We start from the raw sequence: 21892 nt of genomic DNA, 5'->3' as shown, positions 1-21892 counted from the left end.
ACGAACGCCGCCCCGCAGGACGGCCCTGATTCCGTCCGCCTCCTTACCCACCGCGCCTGCGGTGTCCGCATGTTGGAAGCCCCTTTTCGCTTTTCGAGAAGGGAGTCATCCTGTAACCTGCACGAAATTTCGCGGAGGGCCAACGTCGTCCCTCGGCAATGCCTATGCCACGACGACGTATGGGAGAGCCGATGCGCTTCGCGTCCACGCACTCCGCGACCACCGGCAGCGCCAGCTCCGCCGCGTGGTCGCCCATGGACGGGCGCCCCGCCCAGCAGGGGATGTACGACCCGCGCAACGAGCACGACGCCTGCGGCGTCGGCTTCGTGGCCACCCTCACCGGCGAGGCCAGCCACGCACTGGTCGAACAGGCCCTCACCGTCCTGACGAACCTGGAGCACCGTGGTGCCACCGGCTCGGAGCCCGACTCGGGCGACGGCGCCGGCATCCTGCTCCAGGTGCCGGACGCGTTCCTCCGCGAAGAGGTCACCTTCGAGCTCCCCGAGGCCGGCGGGTACGCCGTCGGCATCGCCTTCCTGCCCTCCGACGCCCACGAAGCGGCCGAGGCCGTCTCACGCATCGAGACGATCGCCGCTGAAGAGGGCCTGGACGTGCTCGGCTGGCGGGTCGTCCCGGTCGCCCCGCAGCTGCTGGGCAACGGCGCCCGCGCCACCATGCCGGCCTTCTCCCAGCTGTTCGTCGGCGACGGTGAGAACACCGGCCTGGCGCTGGACCGCAAGGCCTTCGCCCTGCGCAAGCGCGCCGAGCGCGAGACCGGGGTGTACTTCCCCTCGCTGTCCGCCCGGACGATCGTCTACAAGGGCATGCTGACCACCGGCCAGCTGGAGCCCTTCTTCCCGGACCTCTCCGACCGCCGCTTCGCCACCGCCATCGCGCTGGTCCACTCGCGGTTCTCCACCAACACCTTCCCGAGCTGGCCGCTGGCCCACCCGTACCGCTTCGTCGCCCACAACGGCGAGATCAACACGGTCAAGGGCAACCGCAACTGGATGCGCGCCCGCGAGTCCCAGCTGGCCTCGCAGCTCTTCGGCGGCGGGGACGCCGAGAGGCTGGCCCGGCTCTTCCCGGTCTGCACCCCGGACGCCTCCGACTCCGCCTCCTTCGACGAGGTCCTGGAGCTGCTCCACCTCGGCGGCCGCTCGCTGCCGCACTCGGTGCTGATGATGGTCCCCGAGGCCTGGGAGAACTCCACCTCCATGGACCCGGCCCAGCGGGCGTTCTACCAGTACCACTCCACGATGATGGAGCCCTGGGACGGCCCGGCCTGCGTCACCTTCACCGACGGCACCCAGGTCGGCGCGGTCCTCGACCGCAACGGTCTGCGCCCGGGCCGCTACTGGGTCACCGACGACGGCCTGGTCGTGCTCTCCTCCGAGGTCGGCGTCCTGGACATCGACCCCGGCAAGGTCGTCCGCAAGGGCCGCCTCCAGCCCGGCAAGATGTTCCTCGTCGACACCGCCGAGCACCGCATCATCGAGGACGACGAGATCAAGGCGCAGCTCGCCGCCGAGCAGCCCTACCAGGAGTGGCTGGACTCCGGTCTGATCGAGCTCGCCGACCTGCCCGAGCGCGAGCACATCGTGCACACCCACGCCTCGGTCACCCGCCGCCAGCAGACCTTCGGCTACACCGAGGAAGAGCTGCGCGTCATCCTCGCCCCGATGGCCAAGACCGGCGCCGAGCCGATCGGCTCCATGGGCACCGACTCGCCGATCGCCGCGCTCTCCGAGCGCCCCCGGCTGCTCTTCGACTACTTCACCCAGCTCTTCGCGCAGGTCACCAACCCGCCGCTGGACGCCATCCGCGAGGAACTGGTCACCTCGTTGATCTCCTCGCTCGGCCCCCAGGGCAACCTCCTGGAGCCCACCGCGGCCTCCTGCCGCAGCGTGACCCTGCCCTTCCCGGTCATCGACAACGACGAGCTGGCCAAGCTCATCCACATCAACGCCGACGGCGACATGCCCGGCATGAAGGCCGTGACCCTCTCCGGCCTCTACCGGGTGTCCGGCGGCGGCGAGTCGCTGGCCGCCCGGATCGAGCAGATCTGCGCCGAGGCCGACGCCGCCATCGCGGACGGCGCCCGGCTGATCGTGCTCTCCGACCGCCACTCGGACGCCGAGCACGCACCGATCCCCTCGCTGCTGCTGACCGCCGCGGTCCACCACCACCTCATCGCCACCAAGACCCGCACCCAGGTCGGCCTGCTCGTCGAGGCCGGCGACGTGCGCGAGGTGCACCACGTCGCGCTGCTGATCGGCTACGGCGCCGCGGCGGTCAACCCGTACCTGGCGATGGAGTCCGTCGAGGACCTGGTCCGGGCCGGCACCTTCCTGCCCGGCGTCGAGCCCGAGACGGCCATCAAGAACCTGATCAAGGCGCTCGGCAAGGGCGTCCTGAAGGTCATGTCCAAGATGGGCATCTCCACCGTCGCCTCCTACCGGGGCGCGCAGGTCTTCGAGGCCATCGGCCTGGACGAGGACTTCGTCGCGCAGTACTTCCACGGCACCGCCACCAAGATCGGCGGCGCCGGCCTGGACGTCGTCGCCCGCGAGGTCGCAGCGAGGCACGCCAAGGCCTACCCGGCCTCCGGCATCGCCTCGGCGCACCGCGCGCTGGAGATCGGCGGCGAGTACCAGTGGCGCCGCGAGGGCGAGCCGCACCTCTTCGATCCGGACACCGTCTTCCGGCTCCAGCACTCCACCCGCGCCCGCCGCTACGACATCTTCAAGAAGTACACCGAGCGGGTGAACCAGCAGTCCGAGCGGCTGATGACGCTCCGCGGCCTCTTCGCCTTCAAGGGTGAGCGCCCCTCGATCCCGCTCGACGAGGTCGAGCCGGCGTCCGAGATCGTCAAGCGCTTCTCCACCGGCGCGATGTCGTACGGCTCCATCTCCCAGGAGGCGCACGAGACCCTCGCCATCGCCATGAACCAGCTGGGCGGCAAGTCCAACACCGGCGAGGGCGGCGAGGACCCGGAGCGCCTCTACGACCCGGCGCGCCGCTCCGCCATCAAGCAGGTCGCCTCCGGCCGCTTCGGCGTGACCTCCGAGTACCTGGTCAACTCCGACGACATCCAGATCAAGATGGCCCAGGGCGCCAAGCCCGGCGAGGGCGGCCAGCTGCCCGGCCACAAGGTGTACCCGTGGGTGGCCAAGACCCGGCACTCCACGCCGGGCGTCGGCCTGATCTCCCCGCCGCCGCACCACGACATCTACTCGATCGAGGACCTGGCGCAGCTGATCCACGACCTCAAGAACGCCAACCCGGCCGCCCGCATCCACGTGAAGCTGGTCTCCGAGGTCGGCGTCGGCACGGTCGCCGCGGGCGTCTCCAAGGCGCACGCGGACGTGGTCCTGATCTCCGGCCACGACGGCGGTACGGGCGCCTCGCCGCTCACCTCGCTCAAGCACGCCGGCGGCCCCTGGGAGCTCGGCCTGGCCGAGACCCAGCAGACCCTGCTGCTCAACGGCCTGCGCGACCGCATCGTCGTGCAGACCGACGGCCAGCTCAAGACCGGCCGCGACGTCGTCATCGCCGCCCTGCTGGGCGCCGAGGAGTTCGGCTTCGCGACCGCCCCGCTGGTCGTCTCCGGCTGCATCATGATGCGCGTCTGCCACCTGGACACCTGCCCGGTCGGCATCGCCACCCAGAACCCGACGCTGCGCGAGCGGTTCAGCGGCAAGGCCGAGTACGTCGTCAACTTCTTCGAGTTCATCGCCGAGGAGGTCCGCGAGCTCCTCGCCGAGCTGGGCTTCAGGACCCTCGAAGAGGCCGTCGGCCACGCCGAGCTGCTGGACACCGCCAAGGCCGTGGACCACTGGAAGGCCCAGGGCCTGGACCTGGCCCCGCTGCTGCACGTCCCCGAGCTGCCCGAGGGCGCGGTCCGCCACCAGGTCACCGTCCAGGACCACGGCCTGGAGAAGGCGCTGGACAACGAGCTGATCGAGCTCGCCGCCGACGCGCTGGCCGCGGACACCGCCGAGGCCGCCCAGCCGGTGCGGGCCCAGATCGCGATCCGCAACATCAACCGGACCGTCGGCACCATGCTCGGCCACCAGGTCACCAAGAAGTTCGGCGGTGCGGGCCTGCCCGACGACACCGTCGACATCACCTTCACCGGCTCGGCCGGCCAGTCCTTCGGTGCGTTCCTGCCGCGCGGCGTCACGCTGCGCCTGGAGGGCGACGCCAACGACTACGTCGGCAAGGGCCTCTCGGGCGGCCGGATCGTGGTCCGCCCGGACCGCGGCGCCGACCACCTCGCCGAGTACTCCACCATCGCGGGCAACACCCTCGCCTACGGCGCCACCCGCGGCGAGCTGTTCCTGCGCGGCCGGGTCGGCGAGCGGTTCTGCGTCCGCAACTCCGGTGCCACGGTGGTCTCCGAGGGCGTCGGCGACCACGGCTGCGAGTACATGACCGGCGGCCACGCCGTCGTCCTGGGCGAGACCGGCCGCAACTTCGCGGCGGGCATGTCCGGCGGCACCGCCTACGTCATCGACCTCGACCCGGACATGGTCAACCGTGAACTGACCGACGCGGTCGCCGCGTTGGACGACACCGACAAGCAGTGGCTGCACGACGTGGTGCGCCGCCACCAGGAGGAGACCGGTTCCACCGTGGCCGCCAAGCTCCTCGCCGACTGGGACGCCGCTACCGCCCGCTTCAGCAAGGTCGTCCCGGCCACCTACCAGGCAGTGCTCGCCGCCAAGGACGCCGCCGAGCGAGCCGGACTCTCCGAGTCCGAGACCCACCAGAAGATGATGGAGGCGGCGACCCATGGCTGACCCGAAGGGCTTCCTGACCCACGAGCGCGAGGTCGCCAGGACCCGCCCCGTCGACGAGCGCGTCAAGGACTGGAACGAGGTCTACCAGCCCGGCTCCCTGCTGCCGATCATCAGCAAGCAGGCGTCGCGCTGCATGGACTGCGGCATCCCGTTCTGCCACAACGGCTGCCCGCTCGGAAACCTCATCCCCGAGTGGAACGACTACGCCTACCGCGAGGACTGGACCGAGGCCAGCGAGCGGCTGCACGCGACCAACAACTTCCCGGAGTTCACCGGTCGCCTCTGCCCCGCGCCCTGTGAGGCCGCCTGCGTGCTGGGCATCAACCAGCCGCCGGTGACCATCAAGAACGTCGAGGTCTCCATCATCGACAAGGCGTGGGACAACGGCGACGTCACCCCGCAGCCGCCCGAGCGCCTCTCCGGCAAGACCGTCGCCGTCATCGGCTCCGGCCCGGCCGGTCTGGCCGCCGCCCAGCAGCTGACCCGGGCCGGCCACACGGTGGCGGTGTACGAGCGGGCGGACCGCATCGGCGGTCTCCTCCGTTACGGCATCCCCGAGTTCAAGATGGAGAAGCGCCACATCAACCGCCGCATCGAGCAGATGCGCGCGGAGGGCACCAAGTTCCGTACGGAGGTGGAGATCGGCCGCGACATCGACGCCAAGAAGCTGCGCAAGCGCTACGACGCCGTCGTCATCGCCGCCGGTGCCACCGTCTCCCGCGACCTGCCGGTGCCCGGCCGGGACCTCAAGGGCATCCACTTCGCCATGGAGTACCTGCCGCTCGCCAACAAGGTGCAGGAGGGCGATCTGACGGTCGCCCCGATCTCCGCCGAGGGCAAGCACGTCGTCGTCATCGGCGGCGGCGACACCGGCGCGGACTGCGTGGGCACCGCCCACCGTCAGGGTGCGGCCTCCGTCACCCAGCTGGAGATCATGCCCAAGCCGGGCGAGGAGCGGAACGCGGGCCAGCCCTGGCCGACCTTCCCGATGCTCTACAAGGTCACCTCCGCGCACGAGGAGGGCGGCGAGCGGGTCTACTCCGTCTCCACCACCCACTTCGAGGGCGACGAGGACGGCAACGTCCAGTGGCTGCACCTGGTCGAGGTGGAGTTCAAGGACGGCAAGCTGGAGCAGAAGCCCGGCACCGAGCGGAAGATCCCGGCCCAGCTGGTCACCCTCGCGATGGGCTTCACCGGCACCGACCAGGAGAACGGCCTGGTCGAGCAGTTCGGCCTGGAGCTGGACGAGCGCGGCAACGTCGCCCGTGACGGCGACTTCGCCACCAACGTCCCCGGCGTGTTCGTCGCCGGTGACGCCGGCCGGGGTCAGTCGTTGATCGTGTGGGCCATCGCCGAGGGTCGCTCCGCCGCCCGGGGCGTGGACCGCTTCCTGACCGGGGTCAGCGACCTGCCGGCTCCCATCAAGCCGACGGACCGCGCTCTGACCGTCTGACCGGCTGACCGGTCGCGTGAGCGACCGTCCCCGAATGTCCCGTACAACGTCGTACGGAGGCATGGGGACCGGGGGAGACCCCGGACCCCGACCGCGGCGCCTGTCCCCTCCCCCCGACCGGAGGGCAGGCGCCGCGGGTCCTTTCCGGGACGCCGGCCACGGGAAACCCGGCGGGGTGGACCCGATCACGCGGGATACGTACGCCCGTCGAACCAGTCCGTCTGCGGCATCTCTGCAAGCACTTCATCTCTTCAAGGGGCATGACCCAGATACGCCAGAAACCCGCCACGGGATAATCCTGTTTACTGATCGGGGGCGTTGACGCGGTTCGCGTATTCGCGGCGGGCTTTGCGCTGTACCGGGATCGCCGAGGCGCCGTCAAGCAGCTGGCAGCGGTCGAGGAGTCGGCGGTGGATCGCAGGCACGGCGGTAACGCGCAGGGTGTAGCCCTGGCCGCGCCGCACGGTCACGCCCTGGTCGAGGACGGCGCGCTCGGCGGGCTCCAGGTCGGTGTTGCGGAGGTAGTCGGCGACCTTGCCCGGCATGTCGAGGACGACCGGCAGTTCCGGGGCCGGGGTGCCCGGGTGGGCGGCTGTGTACTCGGGCAGGAGGTCGGCGTCGGCGGTGTGGATGGCGCCGCGGCTGACGTCGTGGTCGCGGGCGAGGGCGGCGATGGAGCGGCCTTCCAGGTACGCGGTGCGGACGGTGTCGGTCTTCGCGGCCGGGATGGCGGGTCGGCGGCCGCCCTTGTTGCCCTTGGCCTCGGCGGCCCGCAGTCCGTCGGCGCGCGGAGGCCGGCGTCGGGGTGCGGAGGCGCCCCGATGAACCGCCAGTTGACGCTGCCGGATCGTCAGGGCCGGACCGGGAGGTTGGCCTCCCATCCGTCGAGGAGTCGTTCGAGTCCCAGTTCGAACCCGCGCTCGGCGCTGTCGGTCGCGTGGGGAAGCTCGGCATCACGAATGACCCGGGCGAGGAGTGGATGGCGCCCGCTCTTGACGACTTTGTCGAGGTAGGGCGCATGGGCGTCCATCCATTGCTGGATGCCGACTCCGGAGCGTCGGACGGCTTCCTGTTGGGCGAGCTCGCCGATGGCGTAGCCGCGGACGAAGGCCTGCAGCGTGTCGACGACGGTGATCATGACGTCGATATCGAAGCCGAGGGGATCGAGGGCGGAGAGTGCGTGTTCGATGGCATCGAGGGAGTTCGGCCCAAGTGATGGGCGCCCTGCTGCGAGGGAGGTCATCCAGGGATGCCGGTGGAAGGCGGCCCGCGAACGATGGGCCAGACCTCGCAGGTCGCTGCGCCAGTCGCCGGTGAGGGCAGGCGGGTCGCCGTCTTCGGCCGCTACGGCGTCGAGCATGAGGTTGAGCAGGTCATCTTTGGACGCCAGGTAGCGGTAGAGCGAGGCCGTGCCCGTTCCCAGTTCCTTGGCGACGCGCCGCATGGACAGTGCCTCGATGCCCTCGGCGTCGGCGATCGCGATAGCAGCGCTGGTGATCTCCGTCCGGGTGCGTGACGGCGCGGGGCCTTTCGCTGCCCGCTCCGGCCGGTTCCAGATCACCGTGTGAGCGTCGTCCATCGGTTTCCCTCCTCGCTACTGCGCTCACTGTTCGCAGTAGTGCTACCGTGGCGCCGGTACTGCGAACACTGTATCGCAGTAGAGCGGTGTCCAAGCGAAAGGGAAACCACCATGACCACTCCCGTCACGATCGTCGGCGCCGGGCTCGGCGGCCTGACCCTCGCACGGGTCCTGCACCTGCACGGCATCCCCGCGACCATCTACGAAGCCGAGACATCGGCGGACGCCCGCACGCAGGGCGGTCAGCTCGACATCCACGAGTACAACGGGCAGCTCGCCCTCGATGCGGCCAGCCTCACCGACGAGTTTCGCGCGATCATCCACGAAGGCGGCGAGGCCCTGCGCGTGCTCGACCAGCACGGTGCGGTACTGCTCGACCAGCCCGACGACGGCACGGGCAATCGCCCTGAGGTGCTCCGCGGAGACCTGCGTCGGATCCTGATCAACTCGCTGCCCGACGAGATGATCCAGTGGGGACACAAGGTCACCAGCGTCCGCCCTCTCGGAGACGGTAGGCACGAGCTGACCTTCGCCGACGGGCCAACCGTGACGACCGGCCTCCTCGTCGGCGCGGACGGCGCCTGGTCGAGGATCCGGCCGCTGCTCTCCGACGCGAAGCCCGAGTACGTTGGCACGTCGTTCATCGAGACCTACCTGTACGACGCCGACCAGCGCCACCCCGTAGCGGCCAAGGCCGCCGGCGACGGTTCCCTGTTCGCCGTCACAGCCGGCAAGGGGATCCTTGGCCATCGAGAGGCCGACGCCGTTCTTCACACCTACGTCGCGCTCAACAAGCCGCAGGACTGGATCGCCGCCATTGTCGCCAGTCCCGAAACGGCGGCGGCCCAGGTCGCGGCAGAATTCGCCGGATGGGCGCCTGAACTCACCGCACTCATCACTGACGGGGAAACCGCCCTCGCCCCGCGCCCGATCAGCGCCCTGCCGATCGGCCACCGCTGGGACCGCGTTCCCGGAGTGACGCTACTGGGCGACGCCGCCCACCTCATGTCACCGTTCGCCGGGGAGGGCGCCAACCTCGCCATGTTCGACGGCGCTGAACTCGGCAAAGCCATCGCCGCACATCCCGACGATGTCGAAGCGGCCCTTGCGGAGTACGAGCAGGCCCTTTTTCCCCGCAGTGCCCAGTTCGCCGCCGAATCCGACAAGAATCACCAGCTGATCTTCGGCGACAACGCCCCCGCCAGTCTGCTCGACCTGCTCATCGGCCAGGAGCCGACCGAGTGAGCGAGATCGCCGGAGGGGAGAGGGAGTTAACGAGCCGAAGTCAGTAGTCTGCTTACGCCGGGCGACGCGCGTCGGTGACGTAGGCCGCCGGGCCGTGCTCACCAGGCCGGCGGACCATTGCGACGAGTCGTCGCGACGCGGCGGTGGCGGGTGGACCCCAGGTGGGCTTGCCGCCGGGGCGCCCGTGGACGTATGGGTGAAGCGGCCGGACGGCGCCGACTACGACGCTCCGCCCATGGCCAGCGCGGTTCGCGCCAGCCCGCGCAGCCAGGCGTGGGCGTGGTCGGTGTCGTAGCGCTGATGCCACGACAGGTATATGGGTGCCGACGGCAGTTCGAGCGGGAGCGGGAGCACGGCCAGGCCGAGGTCGGCGACCGCTGACCGCGTGGTGGCTTCGGGGACGCTGATCAGGAGATCGGAGCCGCGCGCGAACTCCAGCGCGGCCGCTTCCGTGGGCGCGGTCGCCACCACGCGGCGGGTGAGGCCGAGCCGTGCGAGAGCGTCGTCGAGGGCATTGCTGAGGTTTCCCCGTCGCGAGACGGTGACGTGCTCAGCGGCGGCGTACTGCTTTGCGGTGACGGTCCTGACGCGGGTGAGGGGGTGCCCCTGTCTCACGACGATGACGAGGCGGGTCTCGCCCACGTTCTCGGCACGGATGTCCGGTGCGCTCGGGCGGTTGGCGTTCGCCTCCAGGTCGACCTCGCCGCGCCGCAACTCGGGGGTGTCGATGCTCGATTCTGCGACGAAGCGCAATCGCACGCCCGGCGCCTGTCCGCGCACGGCCGCGAGCAGTGCGGGGCCGCTCAAGGCGACCAGGGAATCGTGCCAGCGGAGTGTGAAAGTGCGCTCCAACGTTGCCAGATCGAGTTCACGGCTCGGTGCCAGCACCCCCTGGACCTGGTGCAGCAGTTCGTGCACCTGTTCCCGGACGGCGATCGCATAGGGCGTCGGGGTCATCGTGCGGCCGGTGCGCACCAGGATCTGATCCCCGGTCGTGCGCCGGATTCGGCCCAGACTCCGGCTCATCGCGGGGGCGGTGACGTGCAGGCGCTCGGCCGCCCCGGCCACACTTCCCTCCTCCAGCAGCGCGTCGAGCGCGGCGAGCAGGTTCAAGTCCAATTGCATGTGAGTAATCCTAGCCGTGCTTGACATGCACTTGAAGTTAATCAAAGGGCTGCATACCTTCGAGACGAGAGCGCAAAGCGGAACGCACAGCTTGTCCCGACCTGCCTCATCACCCCTCCTCACACGGGAGTACCACCATGTCCGAAACGCTTCAGACCACTGACGTCGCCGCCTCCGACGCCGACCTGCTCGACCAGACCGCGATCGCCGTGCGCGCGGCCGGTTCGGCGCTGCGCGAGCGCTTCGGCGAGGTGGTCCGCTACCAGACCCGCGAAGAGCTGATGCGCGCGCTCGCCGCCAACGACGACACGGCCCTCGACATCCTGCGCCCCCGCCTCACGCGCCTGCGCCCGGACGCCGGCTGGGTGGAAGACGAACTGGACGGCGGGGCGCTGCCGCCCGGCGAATGGTGGGTCGTGGATCCGGCCGAAGGCAACGTCAACCACCTGCACGCCCTGCCGGAGTGGGCGGTGACCGCCACCCTCGTGCGTGAGAACCAGCCAGTGCTCACCGCGGTCCACCTGCCGTTGACCGGCGAGACCTACACCGCGCTCACCGGCGCGGGCGCCTACCTCGACGGCCGACCGCTGCATGTCTCCCAGATCGAGGACCTCGGCCTGAGCATTGTGGCCACCAGCCAGGCCCGGCCGGACGAGGACGAGAAGGTCGTGCGGCGCGTCGGCTCCTCGATCACCGCGATGCTCTTCGACGCGCTCGTCGTCCGCACCGCCGTACCCGCGACCCTGCACCTGCTGAATGTGGCCGCCGGCCGGGTCGACGCCTTCTGGCAGTTCGCCGGCGCCCGCGCGGACCTGCTGCCCGGGGCGCTGCTCGTCACCGAGGCCGGCGGACAGATCTCCGACGTCGAGGGCCACCCATGGACCCCGCAGAGCGAGAGCTTCCTGGCTGCCGCGCCCGGCATCCACGCCGAGGCCGTCGCCACGCTCTCACGCTGACCGCGCACCACAACCTGCACCCACGGAAGGACCAGATCATCATGACCACGATCGCAGTTCTCGGAAACGGCCGCGTCGGCGGCAACCTGGCCACAGCCCTCACCCGGGCAGGGCATGAGGTGATCGTGGCGGACCGCGCGCCGGGCGCCGCCGCCGACGCTGCCCGGACAGCCCAGATCGTCATCAACGCCACCCCGGGCGCCGGCTCGCTGGACCGGCTCGTCGCCCTGCGCGAGGAACTGCGCGACAAGATCCTCGTCGACGTCTCCAATGCCACCGTCGACGGACCGGACGGACTGCCCGCCGACCTGATCTACCCCGGCTCAAGCCTCGCCGAGCAACTCCAGGCAGCGCTCCCCGAAACGCGCGTCGTCAAGACACTCAACACCATGCTCTTCCCGGTGATGACCGCGCCAGCCACGCTCACCCAGGCGCCCGACGCCTTCCTCTCCGGCGAGGATCCGCAGGCCAAGCAGACCGTCCGTGAACTGCTCATCAACCTCGGCTGGCGCAAGGAGTGGATCACTGATCTCGGCGGGATCCAGACCGCCCGCGCCACGGAGGCCGCGATACTGTTCGTACCGCACGTGATTCGGTCCAGCGGATTCGCGCCCTTCGCGATCTCGATCGCCCGCTGATCCGCACACAGTGCACCGCCCCCGGCGGGCCCACATCCAGAACGGATACGACAACGCAGCCAGGGCCGGCGACTCAGCGCCGGGCGACGACCCGTGGCCACCCTTCCCGGGGCCGTCGGCCTCGCACCGAGGAATCGGCCCATCTCACCGCGGACGCGCTTGCGGAGCTGGTCGCGAATCTGCCCGCCGATACCCGCGGCGGCCGCCGGCACCGGCCCCACACTCGCCGATCCAAGTGCGCGTGCGTGTGCATGGCGCTGGCGCCGGACGGCACGCTGCCGCTGAAGTAGTGACCTGGTATCGATGGTCAGGCTGCCTGGCCGCAGCCGTCCGCGCCGGGGCCGTCGCCGCGCAGCGGGCTGAAGTCGACGTCCAGGTGCGGGTCGTACGCCTCGGGCTCAAGGCCGAGTTCGTGGGTGGAGTACTCGCCGAAGCGGCGGATGTGCTCGGTCAGGTAGGGCGAGATGTGGGCCAGGTCCTCGGGGTCGCGGTGCGGACCTTCGCCGCGAGCGCGTCCAGCGTGGTGAAGCCCGGGAGCTCCAGTCCGGCTTCGACGACCTTCTCCAACGCGATGTTGATCAGGTCCGCCGGGCGGTTCTTCGAGACCGCCTCGCTCCGCATCACGGCCTCGGCGATCTTCCGGGCCTTCGCCTTGTCGTACGACAGACCCGTCCGCTGCCGTACGTTGGTTCGCTGTCGTTCCGCCGTACGGTTCACCGCCCTCGGCACCGTGCCTTCCGGCAGCTCGACCGCGCGGCGGACGAAGTCGACGACCGTAGCGGGGATCTCGTCCAGCTTCGGGAAACACCCCCTGCGCTGATACGACTTCAGCGCCAGCAGCCGGGCCAGCAGGTGCTCGTCACAATCGGCACGGGCAGCAGCCCACTCGACCTCGTCACGGCTCGGCGCGAAGAACAGATGCAGCTCATGCGCGGTGATCAGCCGCTTGAACCGCGGATACGCGGTCCTCTCGATCGAGGTCACAACCCACCCCGCCCCGGACGACATCCCACGTCACCACCAACGGCGCTGAGCCGAACGGGTTCTTCAAGCACTTCTTCAAGCACTTCTTCAAGCACTGCGTCGAGGCCCGTCGTACGAGCCGCTGCGCTCCGCGGGGAAGCGGCGGGCCAGTTGTTGTGCCATCTCGCGAGCGGGGGCCGGTACGGTCTGCGCCGGGGGAGCGGCCGACGGGCGGAAGTCGTGCACCGGCGGGTGCCAGGCCCCCAGGTCGATCCGCCGGTCGCCGAGCGGCAGCACCCATCGCGGGTCGGCGTGCACCCGCAGCACCTGCGCCTCGATCTGGGTCCACGCCCCGTCGGTGATCGTGCGCTCGCCGACCCGGCGCGCCTCCAACTGCACCGGACAGTGCACCAGTCGGGGCGGCCGCACCAGCTCCGACGGTTCCGTCCACGGCGCGTCCGTCGACGACACGGGGGTGTCCGTCCCCTCCTCGCCGCCCGCCGCGTCCGGGGGCAGGTTGAACACCACGTCCGGGCGTACCGCGAGGTTTCTGGCGGTACGCCCACGGGTCGGCATCCAGAGGCTCACGACCGGGCCGAGCTCCCACCGGATCCGTAGCTCGACCAGAACGAATGTTCCGTCGTCGTTCTCCGTGGACAGCAGCGCCGGGGTGACCGAACTGCTCTTCTCCAGAGCGCTTTTCATGTTGTTGAGGATAGAAGTTGGATGGTTCGGTGCTCACCGAAATGTTATCAGAGGTTACTCTGTGTACATGAACCGATGGGACGCCGATCAGGAAAGCCTCGCGGAGACCCCCGACCTCGCCGCCCTCGCGGCGCTGCTCGCGGACCGCACCCGGGCCGCCATCTGTATGGCCCTGCTCGACGGCGGCAGTTGGACCGCCGGTGAACTCGCCGAATACGCCTCGGTGGCGCCCTCCACGACCACCGAACACCTCAACCTCCTGGTCGCCGGCGGGCTGCTCGCCGAGGAACGCCAGGGCCGGCGGCGCTATGTGCGGCTGGCCGGCCCGGACACCGCCGAGACGCTGGAGAACCTCGCGGGCCTGGCCCCCTACCGCCCCGTCCCGATCCGCTCGTTGGCCGAGGCCAACCAGCGCCGGGCCCTGCACCACGCCCGTACGTGCTACGACCACATCGCCGGCGCCCTGGGCGTCGCCATCGTCGAGGCGATGGCCGAACGCGGGCTGCTGGCACGGGACTACGGCCTCGTGCTGACCGCCGCCGGCGCCGAGTGGCTGACCGCACTCGGCATCCCCGACACCGGCCCCTCCGCCGCACACCGCGCCCATGTGCGCACCTGCTTCGACTGGACGGTGCGCCGTCAGCACCTCTCCGGCGCGGTCGGTGCCGCCCTCTACCGCCATGCCGTGGACCGGGCATGGGTCGTCAAGTCCCCCACCACCCGCATCCTCAGCGTCACCGAGGCCGGTCGCACGGCCTTCCGTGAGCGGCTCGGCCTGCCCGACGAGGCGCTCTTCCCGTCCCTCGCCATCGCGCCCCCCCGCAGCTGACCGCCCGACGGTGCCGGCCGGACCGGTCACGTCGGCGCGACGTGTCCGGTCCGGTCGCCGCCGCGCCGGTGCCGGGCCCCGGTCGTTCCGCGTCGCGGACGGCGCCGGGGAGTTCCGCTACGCCTCACCGTCGTCCGCCACGAGGCGGGCCGGGAATCCGCCGGTGGCGATCGGTCCCCAGCGGCGCGGCGTCACCCGGATGAGTGACTTGCCCTGCTTGCGCATCGCCGCCCGGTACTCGTCCCAGTCGGGGTGCTCACCGGCGATGTTGCGGTAGTACTCGACCAGCGGCTCGATCGAATCCGGCGCGTCGATCACCTCGGCCTCGCCGTCGATCTGCACCCATGGGCCGTTCCACTCGTCGGACAGCACCAGCACGCTCACCGACGGCACCCGGCGGGCGTTGCGGACCTTGGCGCGCTCCGGGTACGTCGACATCACCAGCCGCCCGGAGTCGTCCACCCCGCAGGTCAGCGGCGAGCCCTGCGGGGTGCCGTCGGAACGGCGGGTGAGCAGGATCGCACGGTGTCGGGGGCGGACGAACTCCAGCAACTCGGGCAGCTCGACGCGGGTGTTGGTGGCGATGGAAGGGCTCATACGGCCGAGGGTAGGGCGTGGAGCGCACTCGAAGGCCAACCCCCGGGGCAGGGCATCCGGCCGCGTCGCGCCCGGCGGTCAGCCCTTGAGCAGCTGCTTGCCGGTGGCCGCGTCCACGACCTTGCGGTCGGCCAGCGGGCCCTTGAGCTTGATCTTCACCTTGTCGGTGGCCAGCATCTCGGTGCACATGCCCTTGGCGCTCTTCTTCTTGCCCCAACCGGTCACCACCACCAGGCCCTTCGCCTCGTGACTGCGCGCACCGAACCGGACGTCGCAGGCGCTGTGCCCGACGGTCACGGTGATCTCCCGTACGTCCTTGCCCTTCGGGCGGTCCACGCCGACCAGCGGCAGCAGCGCGTCCTGCCGCCCGTGCACCGGCGAGACCTTCGGCCAGCTCCGCACTATCTGGTCCACCCGCTGCTCGAACGCGTCCCGCGGCTTCGACGGCTGGGAGGAGCCCACGACCTGTTGCGGTTTGCCGCAGCCGGAGAGGGCGACGGCGCCGGACGCGGCGAGCGCGAGCACGGCGGTGAGCGTACGGGTGCGGGAGAGGTGGGATCCTCGCATGACATGCCTCCTTGAGTCGGGGGTGTGACGTGCCGGAGGCAAGACGGGTTCCGGCCGGATTCCGCCCGCGCCCCGCCCCGTTCGCCCTGCGCTCAATCCGCCCACGGCACAACGCCGTTGGGGTCGAGCCCACCACCCGTTAGCGTCCGTACATGGACACAACCACCCGGATCACTCCCACCCGGATCACCCCCACCGTCTGGCAGCTCCCCTTCCCCGTCGGGCACGTGTACCTCGTCGCGCTCCCCGGCGACGGTTACGCGGCGGTCGACACCGGCATCCCCGGCTCGGCCCCGGCGATCCTCGACGCCCTCGCCCGGCTCGGCGGCCGGCCGGACCAGCTGCGGCAGATCGTGATCACGCACTCCCACGTCGACCACATGGGCTCCGCCGCCGACCTGGTCGACGCCACCGGCGCCCGGGTGCTGGCCGGCGCGCTGGAGGCTCCGTACATGCGCGGTGACGCCCCCGAGCCCCCGGTGGTCCTCACCGCCGCCGAACGGCAGCTGCACGAGAGGATCATGGCCGACTTCGCCACCGCCGGGGTGCCGCCGCTGCGCCACGTCGAGGTCGATGTGGCGTTGCACGACGGGGACGCCCTCGACGGCTGGCCGGAGCCGGTGCGGGTGCTGCACGTCCCCGGCCACACGCCCGGCGGTATCGCGCTGCACCTTCCCGGCAGCCGGCTGCTGTTCCCCGGCGACGTCATCGGCACCGCGCCCGGCGGCGGCCGCCCGGTCCTCGGCCCGTTCAACGTGGCGCGCGAGGTGGCCGTCGCCTCCTTCCGCCGGCTCGCCGCCCTCGACGTCGACACTGTGTGCGTACCGCACGGCGAGCCGATCCGCACCGGCGCCCGGGAGGTCCTGGCGACGGCCACACCGGAGGAGGACTGGCTGTGAGGGAGGCGTGTCTGTGAAGCAGGCGAGCGTGGGAGAGAGGGGACGGGCATGCAGCTGTACACCCATGAATGGGGTAGCGGTGAACGGGTCGCGGTGCTGGTCCACGGGATGATGTCCGACCACCGCACCTGGCACCGCGTCGGCCCCGCGCTCGCCGCGCGCGGCTACCGCGTGCTCGCCGTCGATCTGCGCGGCCACGGCCGCAGCCCGCGCGGCGGTTACGGCGCCGAACTGTTCGCCGAGGACCTCGTGGAGACCCTTCCCGCGTCCCCCGAGGTCGTCATCGGGCACTCGTTGGGCGGCCTGGCGCTCTCCCTGGCGGTGGAGCGGTTGCAGCCGCGCCGCGCGGTCTACAGCGACCCGGCGTGGTCGCTCGGTCGGCTCGCCCAGCCCGTCGATCCGGCCGTGTTCGCCACGTTCAAGACCGCCGACCGGGCCGTGGTGCGGAGCTTCAACCCCCGCTGGGACGAGGGCGACGTCGACCTCGAACTGGCCACGCTCGCCGACTGGGACACCGCCACCGCCCACGCCCTGTCCGCCGAGCGCCGGCAGGACCGTACGCCCGAGAAGCCGGTCGTCCCGTCGCTGGTCCAGATCGCGGGGCAGGGCTTCCTGTTCTCCGCCGAGGCCGCCGCCGAACTGGCCGAGCGCGGTTTCGAGGTCCGCACGGTCGCCGGCGCGGGCCACACCATCCACCGTGACGACTTCGAGGGGTTCATGGCGGGGCTGGAGGGGTGGGTCTAGGTCTTCGGAGGGCCGCGTCCAGGTCTCCGGAGGGGTGGGGCGAGGTCTGCTGTGCCGGCATGTCGGGGGCGGGTCGGGGGTGGCGGCGGACCAGGAGGCCGCCCAGGGCGGTGCGCCGGTGCAGCACCGCCCGGCCGGCGCGCACCGTGCTGACCAGGCCCGCGCCGCGCAGTGCGGCGGCGTGGGCGGAGGCGGTGGCGTTGCTGACGCCCAGCCGTCGGGCGAGGCCGCTGGTGGTGTGCTCGTCGGCGAGCAGCAGCAGGATGTCGCGACGGGTCCGTCCCAGCACCTCGGCCAGCGCCTCGTCGGTACCGGCCGCGCCGCTCGGCGCGAGCGGCAGGCCCGGGCCTGCCGGGTAGGTCAGGAACGCCGGGCCGTCCGGCGGTTCGGCGACGAGGGGGTGGCCGGTCCAGTGGAAGGTGGGCTGGAGCACCAGGCCGCGGCCCCGCAGGTGGAGGTCGCCCACGCGGGGCGCCGCGACCTCCCAGACGCCCTCGTGCAGTCGGCTGCCGGGGACGAGCGCGGTGAGCGCGGCGGCGGTGCCGTGCTCGGCCACGGTCAGCGCCTGGCGGGTGAACTCGGCCTGGTGCAGGTCCTGCACCACGGGCCACACGGGGCGCAACGCGGTCTCGAAGGCCGCCTGTTGGGCGCGGCGCAGGAGGCGCCAGGCGTCGGCGTCGCCGCGGTGCAGGGCGCGCACCCACTGCGGGGCGGGACCGGGGTGCGGGGCGTGCACCCGCTCGATCTCGGCGCGGACCAGGGCGGGGCGCCAGGTCCGTGCGGAGTCCAGCGCCTCGGTGAGGTCGGCGTGGAACACGTCGAGGAACTGCGGGGCCCGCCCGCCGGGAACCAGGTCGGCCAGCGGCTCGGCCGCTGCCGGCAGGGCGCGCAGCAGCCGCCGTCGCCAGCGGTCGAAGAGCAGATCGTGGTCGGGGCGGCACATCGTCATCAGGGCCGTGTTCAGCTCCTGGAGGGGCGCCGGCCGGGGCGCGAACCGGACCCGGGCGAAGTCGGCGGCCGTGAAGTGGATACGTAGCACTGCTCGCTTGCTCCTCCTGTTCTTTCTGTTCTTTGGTCCCTGCTGTTGTCCCCGTTGTTGTCCCTGCTGTTGTCTCTGCTGTTTCTCCCGGGGCTCCTCGCACTGCGGTGCCGGTCCGTTTCGCCGGCCGCGCGCCAGCCTTTCGGTCTGGGCCTCAACGTTCGCCCGAGCTCCGCGCCGGACGCCAGGATGCGCGGCATGTTCCCTTCTCCAGCCGGCTCTTCCCCGGCCGCGTCCTCGTCCGCTGTACCGTCTTCGGCTGCGTCGTCCGCCGCCGCACCTTCTTCGGGCGCACCTTCCTTGGGCGTCTCTTCCTCGGATTCTTCCGGTTCTTCCATGGCCTCCGTTCCCCGGGGTGCCGCCGGGGTGCGGCGGCGGGCCGTGGTCGGGGCGGTCGGTCTGGCGGCGGGCGCGCTGCTGGTGGGCTGCGGTGGTGCCGCCCGGGCGCGGGGCCGGACCGCGGCCCGGCCCCGGCCCGCCGACGGGGTCACCCTGCGGCTGCCGGCGCCGACCGGCCCGCACCGTATCGGGGTCACCGGCCTCTACCTGGTCGACCGGACCCGGCGCGACCCGTGGGACCGCTCCATCCCGGTGCGGGAGGTGGTGGTCACCGTGCTCTACCCGGCCCGCACCGTGCGCGGCTGTCCGGTCGCGCGCCAGATGACCCAGGGCGCCGCGGCGATGTTCCGGGAACTGGACGCCCGCGTCCACGGCCTGCCCCGGTCCGGCGTGAACTGGGCGGCCACCGCGACCCACGCGCACACCGGCGCGCCCGCGCAGCCCGTACCGCGACCGGTGATCCTCTACAGCCCGGGCGGCGGCGACCCGCGCACCCTGGGCACCGGGCTCGCCGAGGAACTGGCGAGCCACGGCCATGTGGTGGTGACCGTCGACCACCCCGGTGACGCGAGCGAGGTCGAGTTCCCGAACACCACCGCTTACCGCCCCACGCCCTACCGCACAACCGTGTTCCGGGACGATCCCCGTCGGCATCCGGAGCGCGCCCGCACCATGATCGACGCCCGGATCGCCGACCTCCGCTTCGTCCTCGACCAGTTGGCCGTCCTGACGGCCGGAGGCAACCCGGACGCGGCGGGGCGCGCGCTGCCGGAGCACCTCGGGCAGGCCATCGACCTCGAACGGGTGGGCTGCTACGGGCACTCGGCCGGGGGCACCGCGGCGGCCGAGGCGCTGTACGAGGACCGCCGGATCGGCGCGGCGATCAACCTGGAGGGCTACCTGGACCGTCCGGCGGACCGGCCCGGCCGGCCGGGCGAGCTGTACCCGGTCGCCCGCCACGGCGTCGACCGGCCGCTGCTCCTGCTGGGGACCGACGGCTTCACCGGCACCCAGGAGGCGAGGCGGGAGCTGGAGCGTTCCTGGGCGGCGATGCTCGCCCATCCGCACAGCCGCACCCGCCGCCGGCAGTTGGACCACGCCCTGCACTGGATGTTCACCGACTACGCGGCCATGGCACCGCAGTTGCAGGCTGCCGGGCTGCTGACCGCCGGCGCCCGGCGCGCACTGGTCGGCACCCTCGACCCGGCCGTGTCGGTGCCCGCGGTGCGCCACCACGTACGGTCGTTCTTCGCCCGGCACCTGTCGCGGCGCCGATAGCCCGCGCGCCGACCGGGCGTCAGGTACCGCGCCAGGCACCCCGTCTCGTACCGCGCCAGGCACCCCGTCTCGTACCGCGCCAGGTACCACGTCTCGTACTGCGTCCCGTACCGCGTCAGGTATCGCAGTCCAGCACGGTCTTGCACAGCCCGCAGCGGGCCCGGACCCGGCCCCGGACCGGGACGCGGATCCGCTGGTGGCAGACCGGGCAGGGGAACGACACCCGCAGGGGGGACGGCCCCTCGAACGCATAGCCGTCTCCCGGTTCGGAGGGGCGGTCGGCGCGCCGCGGATCCTGTGCGGCCCGGCGGTCCTTGGCGTAGCGGAGCCGGGCCGCCCAGCCGGCGGTGGCGAGCGGCGGCCGGCGCGCGTCCCGGCGGGCCCGCGCCGCACCCGCGGTGTACGCGTCGTACGCCTGGGGGCTGGTGAACCACGGCGCCGGGTCCTCGTCGAAGAACGCGGCCCGTTTGGCCAGGACGTAGCCGAACTCCTCCGGCGTCAGATAGCCGAGCTTCTGGGAGAACGGGCCGTGCTCGCGGTAGGCGTCGAGCAGCAGCCAGCCCGTACCGAGGTAGGCGCTCGCGGTGTCGGTGAGGATCTCGTTGTCGCGGGTGCCGGCGAACGACAGGTCCAGGCGGTGCAGATAGACGTGCATCACCTCGTGGGCCAGCGCGGCACCGATGTCCTTGCGGTGCTTCCTGAAGCGGTCGTTGAGTTCGATGAAGTACTCGGGTCCCGCGGTGAGTTCGACGTTCGCGGCGTGTTCCATCTCGCGGAACGTCACCACCATCCGCGCGTCCGGCAGGTGCAGTTGCCGGACCAGGGCGTGGGCCACCCGCTGTGCGCCCAGGTGCAGGTCCTCACTGTCGTCGAAGGCCACGTCGACCGGCGGGACGCTGGTGGCGAAGGTGCTCACGGTGTCGTACGACAGGCGTTTGAACAGGGCGTGGACGGCCGCGCGCACCGTGTCGAGGTGGGGGAAGCCGTGTTCGATGGTGCTGCCGCCGGTGGTCACCCGGCCCACTGTACGGGTGCCCGTGTTGTTCCGGTATGAGCCGTACGGGGCGTGAGAGAACGGGAGTTGGCCGGATGCGCACCCTTGTCACTCTGATCGCCCACTCCACATAATCCAAGGGCGGTTTACGGGCTCATCCCCCACTGGGTCCGGACGCCCTACGGCGTGCTGTCGTCCTCCACGCACACCTTTCGACAGTCACGTCCGGCTCCGGTGTTGGCATGGGCTCGTCACAACGTGCAACCCCCCACGAAAGGAAGCCCGTTGCGCGACTACCGGAAGCTCCTGAGAAGAACCACCGCCGTCGGGGCCGTCGCCCTGGCCGCCTTCAGCCTCCAGCCGGGCTCAGCCTCCGCCGCCCCCGCACCGACCCCGTCCGGCTCCGTCCACACCAAGGTCGTCGGCGGCACCAAGGCCGACCAGGGTGAATTCCCCTTCATGGTGCGGCTGTCGATGGGCTGTGGCGGTGCGCTCTACACCAAGGACATCGTGCTCACCGCGGCGCACTGCGTCGACGGCAGCGGCCCCAACACCTCCATCACGGCCACCGCGGGCGTGGTCGACCTGGAGGACTCCAGCGCCGTCAAGGTCAACTCCACCGAGGTCCTCCAGGCCCCCGGCTACAACGGCAAGGGCAAGGACTGGGCGCTGATCAAGCTGGCCAAGCCGATAGACCAGCCCACGCTGAAGATCGCCCAGGACGACAAGCTCAACAACGGCGACTTCACCATCGCCGGTTGGGGCGCCGACAAGGAAGGCGGCGACCAGCAGCGCTACCTCCTCAAGGCGAGCGTGCCGTTCGTCGACGACGCCACCTGCCAGAAGGCCTACGGCGACCAGCTGACCCCCGGCGACGAGATCTGCGCCGGCAAGCTGGACACCGGCGGCGTCGACACCTGCCAGGGTGACTCCGGCGGCCCGATGTTCCGCAAGGACGACGCCGGCGAGTGGCTCCAGGTCGGCATCGTCTCCTGGGGCGAGGGCTGCGCACGGCCCGGCAAGCCGGGTGTCTACAGCGAGGTGAGCACCTTCGCCGCGGACATCAAGAAGGCCGCTGACCAGCTCGGCGGCTGACCGCACGGACACGGACGACCGAAGGGCCCGGGGACCCGCTCC

The 21892-nt window shown here is 71.3% G+C and carries 19 protein-coding genes; 10 read left to right on the top strand and 9 right to left on the bottom strand.

Features of this window, described 5'->3' with window-relative positions:
• Positions 1-191 precede the first annotated feature (191 nt).
• Positions 192-4805, top strand: coding sequence for a glutamate synthase large subunit (gene gltB / locus AB0C96_RS28920; protein ID WP_362921274.1), 4614 nt, complete (start codon positions 192-194; stop codon positions 4803-4805).
• A complete protein-coding gene (locus AB0C96_RS28915; protein ID WP_362921272.1) occupies positions 4798-6258 on the top strand; it encodes a glutamate synthase subunit beta in 1461 nt (486 codons plus the stop codon). The genes gltB and AB0C96_RS28915 overlap by 8 nt, the downstream gene beginning before the upstream one ends.
• A gap of 302 nt (positions 6259-6560) precedes the next feature.
• On the opposite strand, the gene AB0C96_RS28910 is transcribed toward AB0C96_RS28915, so the two are convergent.
• Together AB0C96_RS28910 and AB0C96_RS28905 are read right to left on the bottom strand one after the other, a co-directional pair.
• Positions 6561-7139: a resolvase gene (locus AB0C96_RS28910; protein WP_362921270.1), complete on the bottom strand. Its 579-nt coding sequence runs from the start codon at positions 7137-7139 to the stop codon at positions 6561-6563.
• Positions 7109-7837, bottom strand: coding sequence for a TetR/AcrR family transcriptional regulator (locus AB0C96_RS28905; RefSeq protein ID WP_362921268.1), 729 nt, complete (start codon positions 7835-7837; stop codon positions 7109-7111). The genes AB0C96_RS28910 and AB0C96_RS28905 overlap by 31 nt, the downstream gene beginning before the upstream one ends.
• 111 nt (positions 7838-7948) lie before the next feature.
• On the opposite strand from AB0C96_RS28905, the gene AB0C96_RS28900 reads away from it, so the two are divergent.
• The gene (locus AB0C96_RS28900; RefSeq protein ID WP_362921266.1) at positions 7949-9082 is read left to right on the top strand and encodes an NAD(P)/FAD-dependent oxidoreductase; all 1134 of its coding nucleotides are present in this window, start codon (positions 7949-7951) and stop codon (positions 9080-9082) included.
• A 219-nt stretch (positions 9083-9301) separates the two neighbouring features.
• On the opposite strand, the gene AB0C96_RS28895 is transcribed toward AB0C96_RS28900, so the two are convergent.
• Complete coding sequence (locus tag AB0C96_RS28895) at positions 9302-10207, bottom strand: LysR family transcriptional regulator (protein WP_362921264.1); 906 nt, start codon at positions 10205-10207, stop codon at positions 9302-9304.
• A 137-nt stretch (positions 10208-10344) separates the two neighbouring features.
• Here AB0C96_RS28895 and AB0C96_RS28890 point away from each other — a divergent pair, with 137 nt between their 5' ends.
• On the top strand, positions 10345-11163 hold the full coding sequence (locus tag AB0C96_RS28890) for a 3'(2'),5'-bisphosphate nucleotidase CysQ (RefSeq protein ID WP_362921262.1): 819 nt from the start codon (positions 10345-10347) through the stop codon (positions 11161-11163).
• 41 nt (positions 11164-11204) lie between these two features.
• The gene (locus AB0C96_RS28885; RefSeq protein ID WP_362921260.1) at positions 11205-11801 is read left to right on the top strand and encodes an NAD(P)-binding domain-containing protein; all 597 of its coding nucleotides are present in this window, start codon (positions 11205-11207) and stop codon (positions 11799-11801) included.
• A gap of 450 nt (positions 11802-12251) precedes the next feature.
• Here AB0C96_RS28885 and AB0C96_RS28880 read toward each other — a convergent pair whose 3' ends face one another.
• Both AB0C96_RS28880 and AB0C96_RS28875 read right to left on the bottom strand, forming a co-directional pair.
• The gene (locus tag AB0C96_RS28880) at positions 12252-12785 is read right to left on the bottom strand and encodes a DUF4158 domain-containing protein (RefSeq protein ID WP_362921258.1); all 534 of its coding nucleotides are present in this window, start codon (positions 12783-12785) and stop codon (positions 12252-12254) included.
• Positions 12786-12872: 87 nt separating this feature from the next.
• The gene (locus tag AB0C96_RS28875; RefSeq protein ID WP_362921257.1) at positions 12873-13469 is read right to left on the bottom strand and encodes a hypothetical protein; all 597 of its coding nucleotides are present in this window, start codon (positions 13467-13469) and stop codon (positions 12873-12875) included.
• A 67-nt stretch (positions 13470-13536) separates the two neighbouring features.
• Between AB0C96_RS28875 and AB0C96_RS28870 the strand changes: the two genes are divergently transcribed.
• On the top strand, positions 13537-14298 hold the full coding sequence (locus AB0C96_RS28870) for a winged helix-turn-helix domain-containing protein (protein WP_362921255.1): 762 nt from the start codon (positions 13537-13539) through the stop codon (positions 14296-14298).
• 117 nt (positions 14299-14415) lie between these two features.
• Here AB0C96_RS28870 and AB0C96_RS28865 read toward each other — a convergent pair whose 3' ends face one another.
• Positions 14416-14895 (bottom strand): PPOX class F420-dependent oxidoreductase, encoded by a 480-nt coding sequence (locus AB0C96_RS28865; RefSeq protein WP_362921253.1) that lies wholly within the window; start codon positions 14893-14895, stop codon positions 14416-14418.
• Positions 14896-14973: 78 nt separating this feature from the next.
• Positions 14974-15462: a hypothetical protein gene (locus tag AB0C96_RS28860; RefSeq protein ID WP_362921251.1), complete on the bottom strand. Its 489-nt coding sequence runs from the start codon at positions 15460-15462 to the stop codon at positions 14974-14976.
• Positions 15463-15614: 152 nt separating this feature from the next.
• Between AB0C96_RS28860 and AB0C96_RS28855 the strand changes: the two genes are divergently transcribed.
• Together AB0C96_RS28855 and AB0C96_RS28850 are read left to right on the top strand one after the other, a co-directional pair.
• Positions 15615-16361 (top strand): MBL fold metallo-hydrolase, encoded by a 747-nt coding sequence (locus tag AB0C96_RS28855; protein WP_362921249.1) that lies wholly within the window; start codon positions 15615-15617, stop codon positions 16359-16361.
• Between the two features lie 48 nt (positions 16362-16409).
• Positions 16410-17105: an alpha/beta fold hydrolase gene (locus AB0C96_RS28850; protein ID WP_362921247.1), complete on the top strand. Its 696-nt coding sequence runs from the start codon at positions 16410-16412 to the stop codon at positions 17103-17105.
• On the opposite strand, the gene AB0C96_RS28845 is transcribed toward AB0C96_RS28850, so the two are convergent.
• Positions 17077-18144, bottom strand: coding sequence for a winged helix-turn-helix domain-containing protein (locus AB0C96_RS28845; RefSeq protein WP_362921245.1), 1068 nt, complete (start codon positions 18142-18144; stop codon positions 17077-17079). The two genes, AB0C96_RS28850 and AB0C96_RS28845, sit on opposite strands and share 29 nt — an antisense overlap.
• Positions 18145-18480: 336 nt before the next feature.
• Here AB0C96_RS28845 and AB0C96_RS28840 point away from each other — a divergent pair, with 336 nt between their 5' ends.
• The gene (locus tag AB0C96_RS28840) at positions 18481-19761 is read left to right on the top strand and encodes an alpha/beta hydrolase (protein WP_362921243.1); all 1281 of its coding nucleotides are present in this window, start codon (positions 18481-18483) and stop codon (positions 19759-19761) included.
• Positions 19762-19876: 115 nt separating this feature from the next.
• Here AB0C96_RS28840 and AB0C96_RS28835 read toward each other — a convergent pair whose 3' ends face one another.
• Positions 19877-20776 (bottom strand): hypothetical protein, encoded by a 900-nt coding sequence (locus AB0C96_RS28835; protein ID WP_362921241.1) that lies wholly within the window; start codon positions 20774-20776, stop codon positions 19877-19879.
• 264 nt (positions 20777-21040) lie between these two features.
• Here AB0C96_RS28835 and AB0C96_RS28830 point away from each other — a divergent pair, with 264 nt between their 5' ends.
• Positions 21041-21850, top strand: a complete 810-nt coding sequence (locus AB0C96_RS28830) for a serine protease (protein WP_362921240.1) — start codon at positions 21041-21043, stop codon at positions 21848-21850.
• The last annotated feature ends 42 nt before the right edge of the window (positions 21851-21892 follow it).

This window comes from Streptomyces sp. NPDC048506 (genome assembly GCF_040651315.1).
GTDB lineage: Bacteria > Actinomycetota > Actinomycetes > Streptomycetales > Streptomycetaceae > Streptomyces.
The sequence above is the reverse complement of the archived record's forward strand: the minus strand, read 5'-3'. Positions and strand labels throughout refer to the sequence as shown.

Excerpts from the sequence above, each read along its gene's own strand:
- gltB (WP_362921274.1), top strand. The coding sequence starts at position 192 with ATGCGCTTCGCGTCCACGCACTCCGCGACCACCGGCAGCGCCAGCTCC.
- AB0C96_RS28915 (WP_362921272.1), top strand. The coding sequence starts at position 4,798 with ATGGCTGACCCGAAGGGCTTCCTGACCCACGAGCGCGAGGTCGCCAGG.
- AB0C96_RS28910 (WP_362921270.1), bottom strand. The coding sequence starts at position 7,139 with ATGGGAGGCCAACCTCCCGGTCCGGCCCTGACGATCCGGCAGCGTCAA.
- AB0C96_RS28905 (WP_362921268.1), bottom strand. The coding sequence starts at position 7,837 with ATGGACGACGCTCACACGGTGATCTGGAACCGGCCGGAGCGGGCAGCG.
- AB0C96_RS28900 (WP_362921266.1), top strand. The coding sequence starts at position 7,949 with ATGACCACTCCCGTCACGATCGTCGGCGCCGGGCTCGGCGGCCTGACC.
- AB0C96_RS28895 (WP_362921264.1), bottom strand. The coding sequence starts at position 10,207 with ATGCAATTGGACTTGAACCTGCTCGCCGCGCTCGACGCGCTGCTGGAG.
- AB0C96_RS28890 (WP_362921262.1), top strand. The coding sequence starts at position 10,345 with ATGTCCGAAACGCTTCAGACCACTGACGTCGCCGCCTCCGACGCCGAC.
- AB0C96_RS28885 (WP_362921260.1), top strand. The coding sequence starts at position 11,205 with ATGACCACGATCGCAGTTCTCGGAAACGGCCGCGTCGGCGGCAACCTG.
- AB0C96_RS28875 (WP_362921257.1), bottom strand. The coding sequence starts at position 13,469 with ATGAAAAGCGCTCTGGAGAAGAGCAGTTCGGTCACCCCGGCGCTGCTG.
- AB0C96_RS28870 (WP_362921255.1), top strand. The coding sequence starts at position 13,537 with ATGAACCGATGGGACGCCGATCAGGAAAGCCTCGCGGAGACCCCCGAC.
- AB0C96_RS28865 (WP_362921253.1), bottom strand. The coding sequence starts at position 14,895 with ATGAGCCCTTCCATCGCCACCAACACCCGCGTCGAGCTGCCCGAGTTG.
- AB0C96_RS28860 (WP_362921251.1), bottom strand. The coding sequence starts at position 15,462 with ATGCGAGGATCCCACCTCTCCCGCACCCGTACGCTCACCGCCGTGCTC.
- AB0C96_RS28855 (WP_362921249.1), top strand. The coding sequence starts at position 15,615 with ATGGACACAACCACCCGGATCACTCCCACCCGGATCACCCCCACCGTC.
- AB0C96_RS28850 (WP_362921247.1), top strand. The coding sequence starts at position 16,410 with ATGCAGCTGTACACCCATGAATGGGGTAGCGGTGAACGGGTCGCGGTG.
- AB0C96_RS28840 (WP_362921243.1), top strand. The coding sequence starts at position 18,481 with ATGGCCTCCGTTCCCCGGGGTGCCGCCGGGGTGCGGCGGCGGGCCGTG.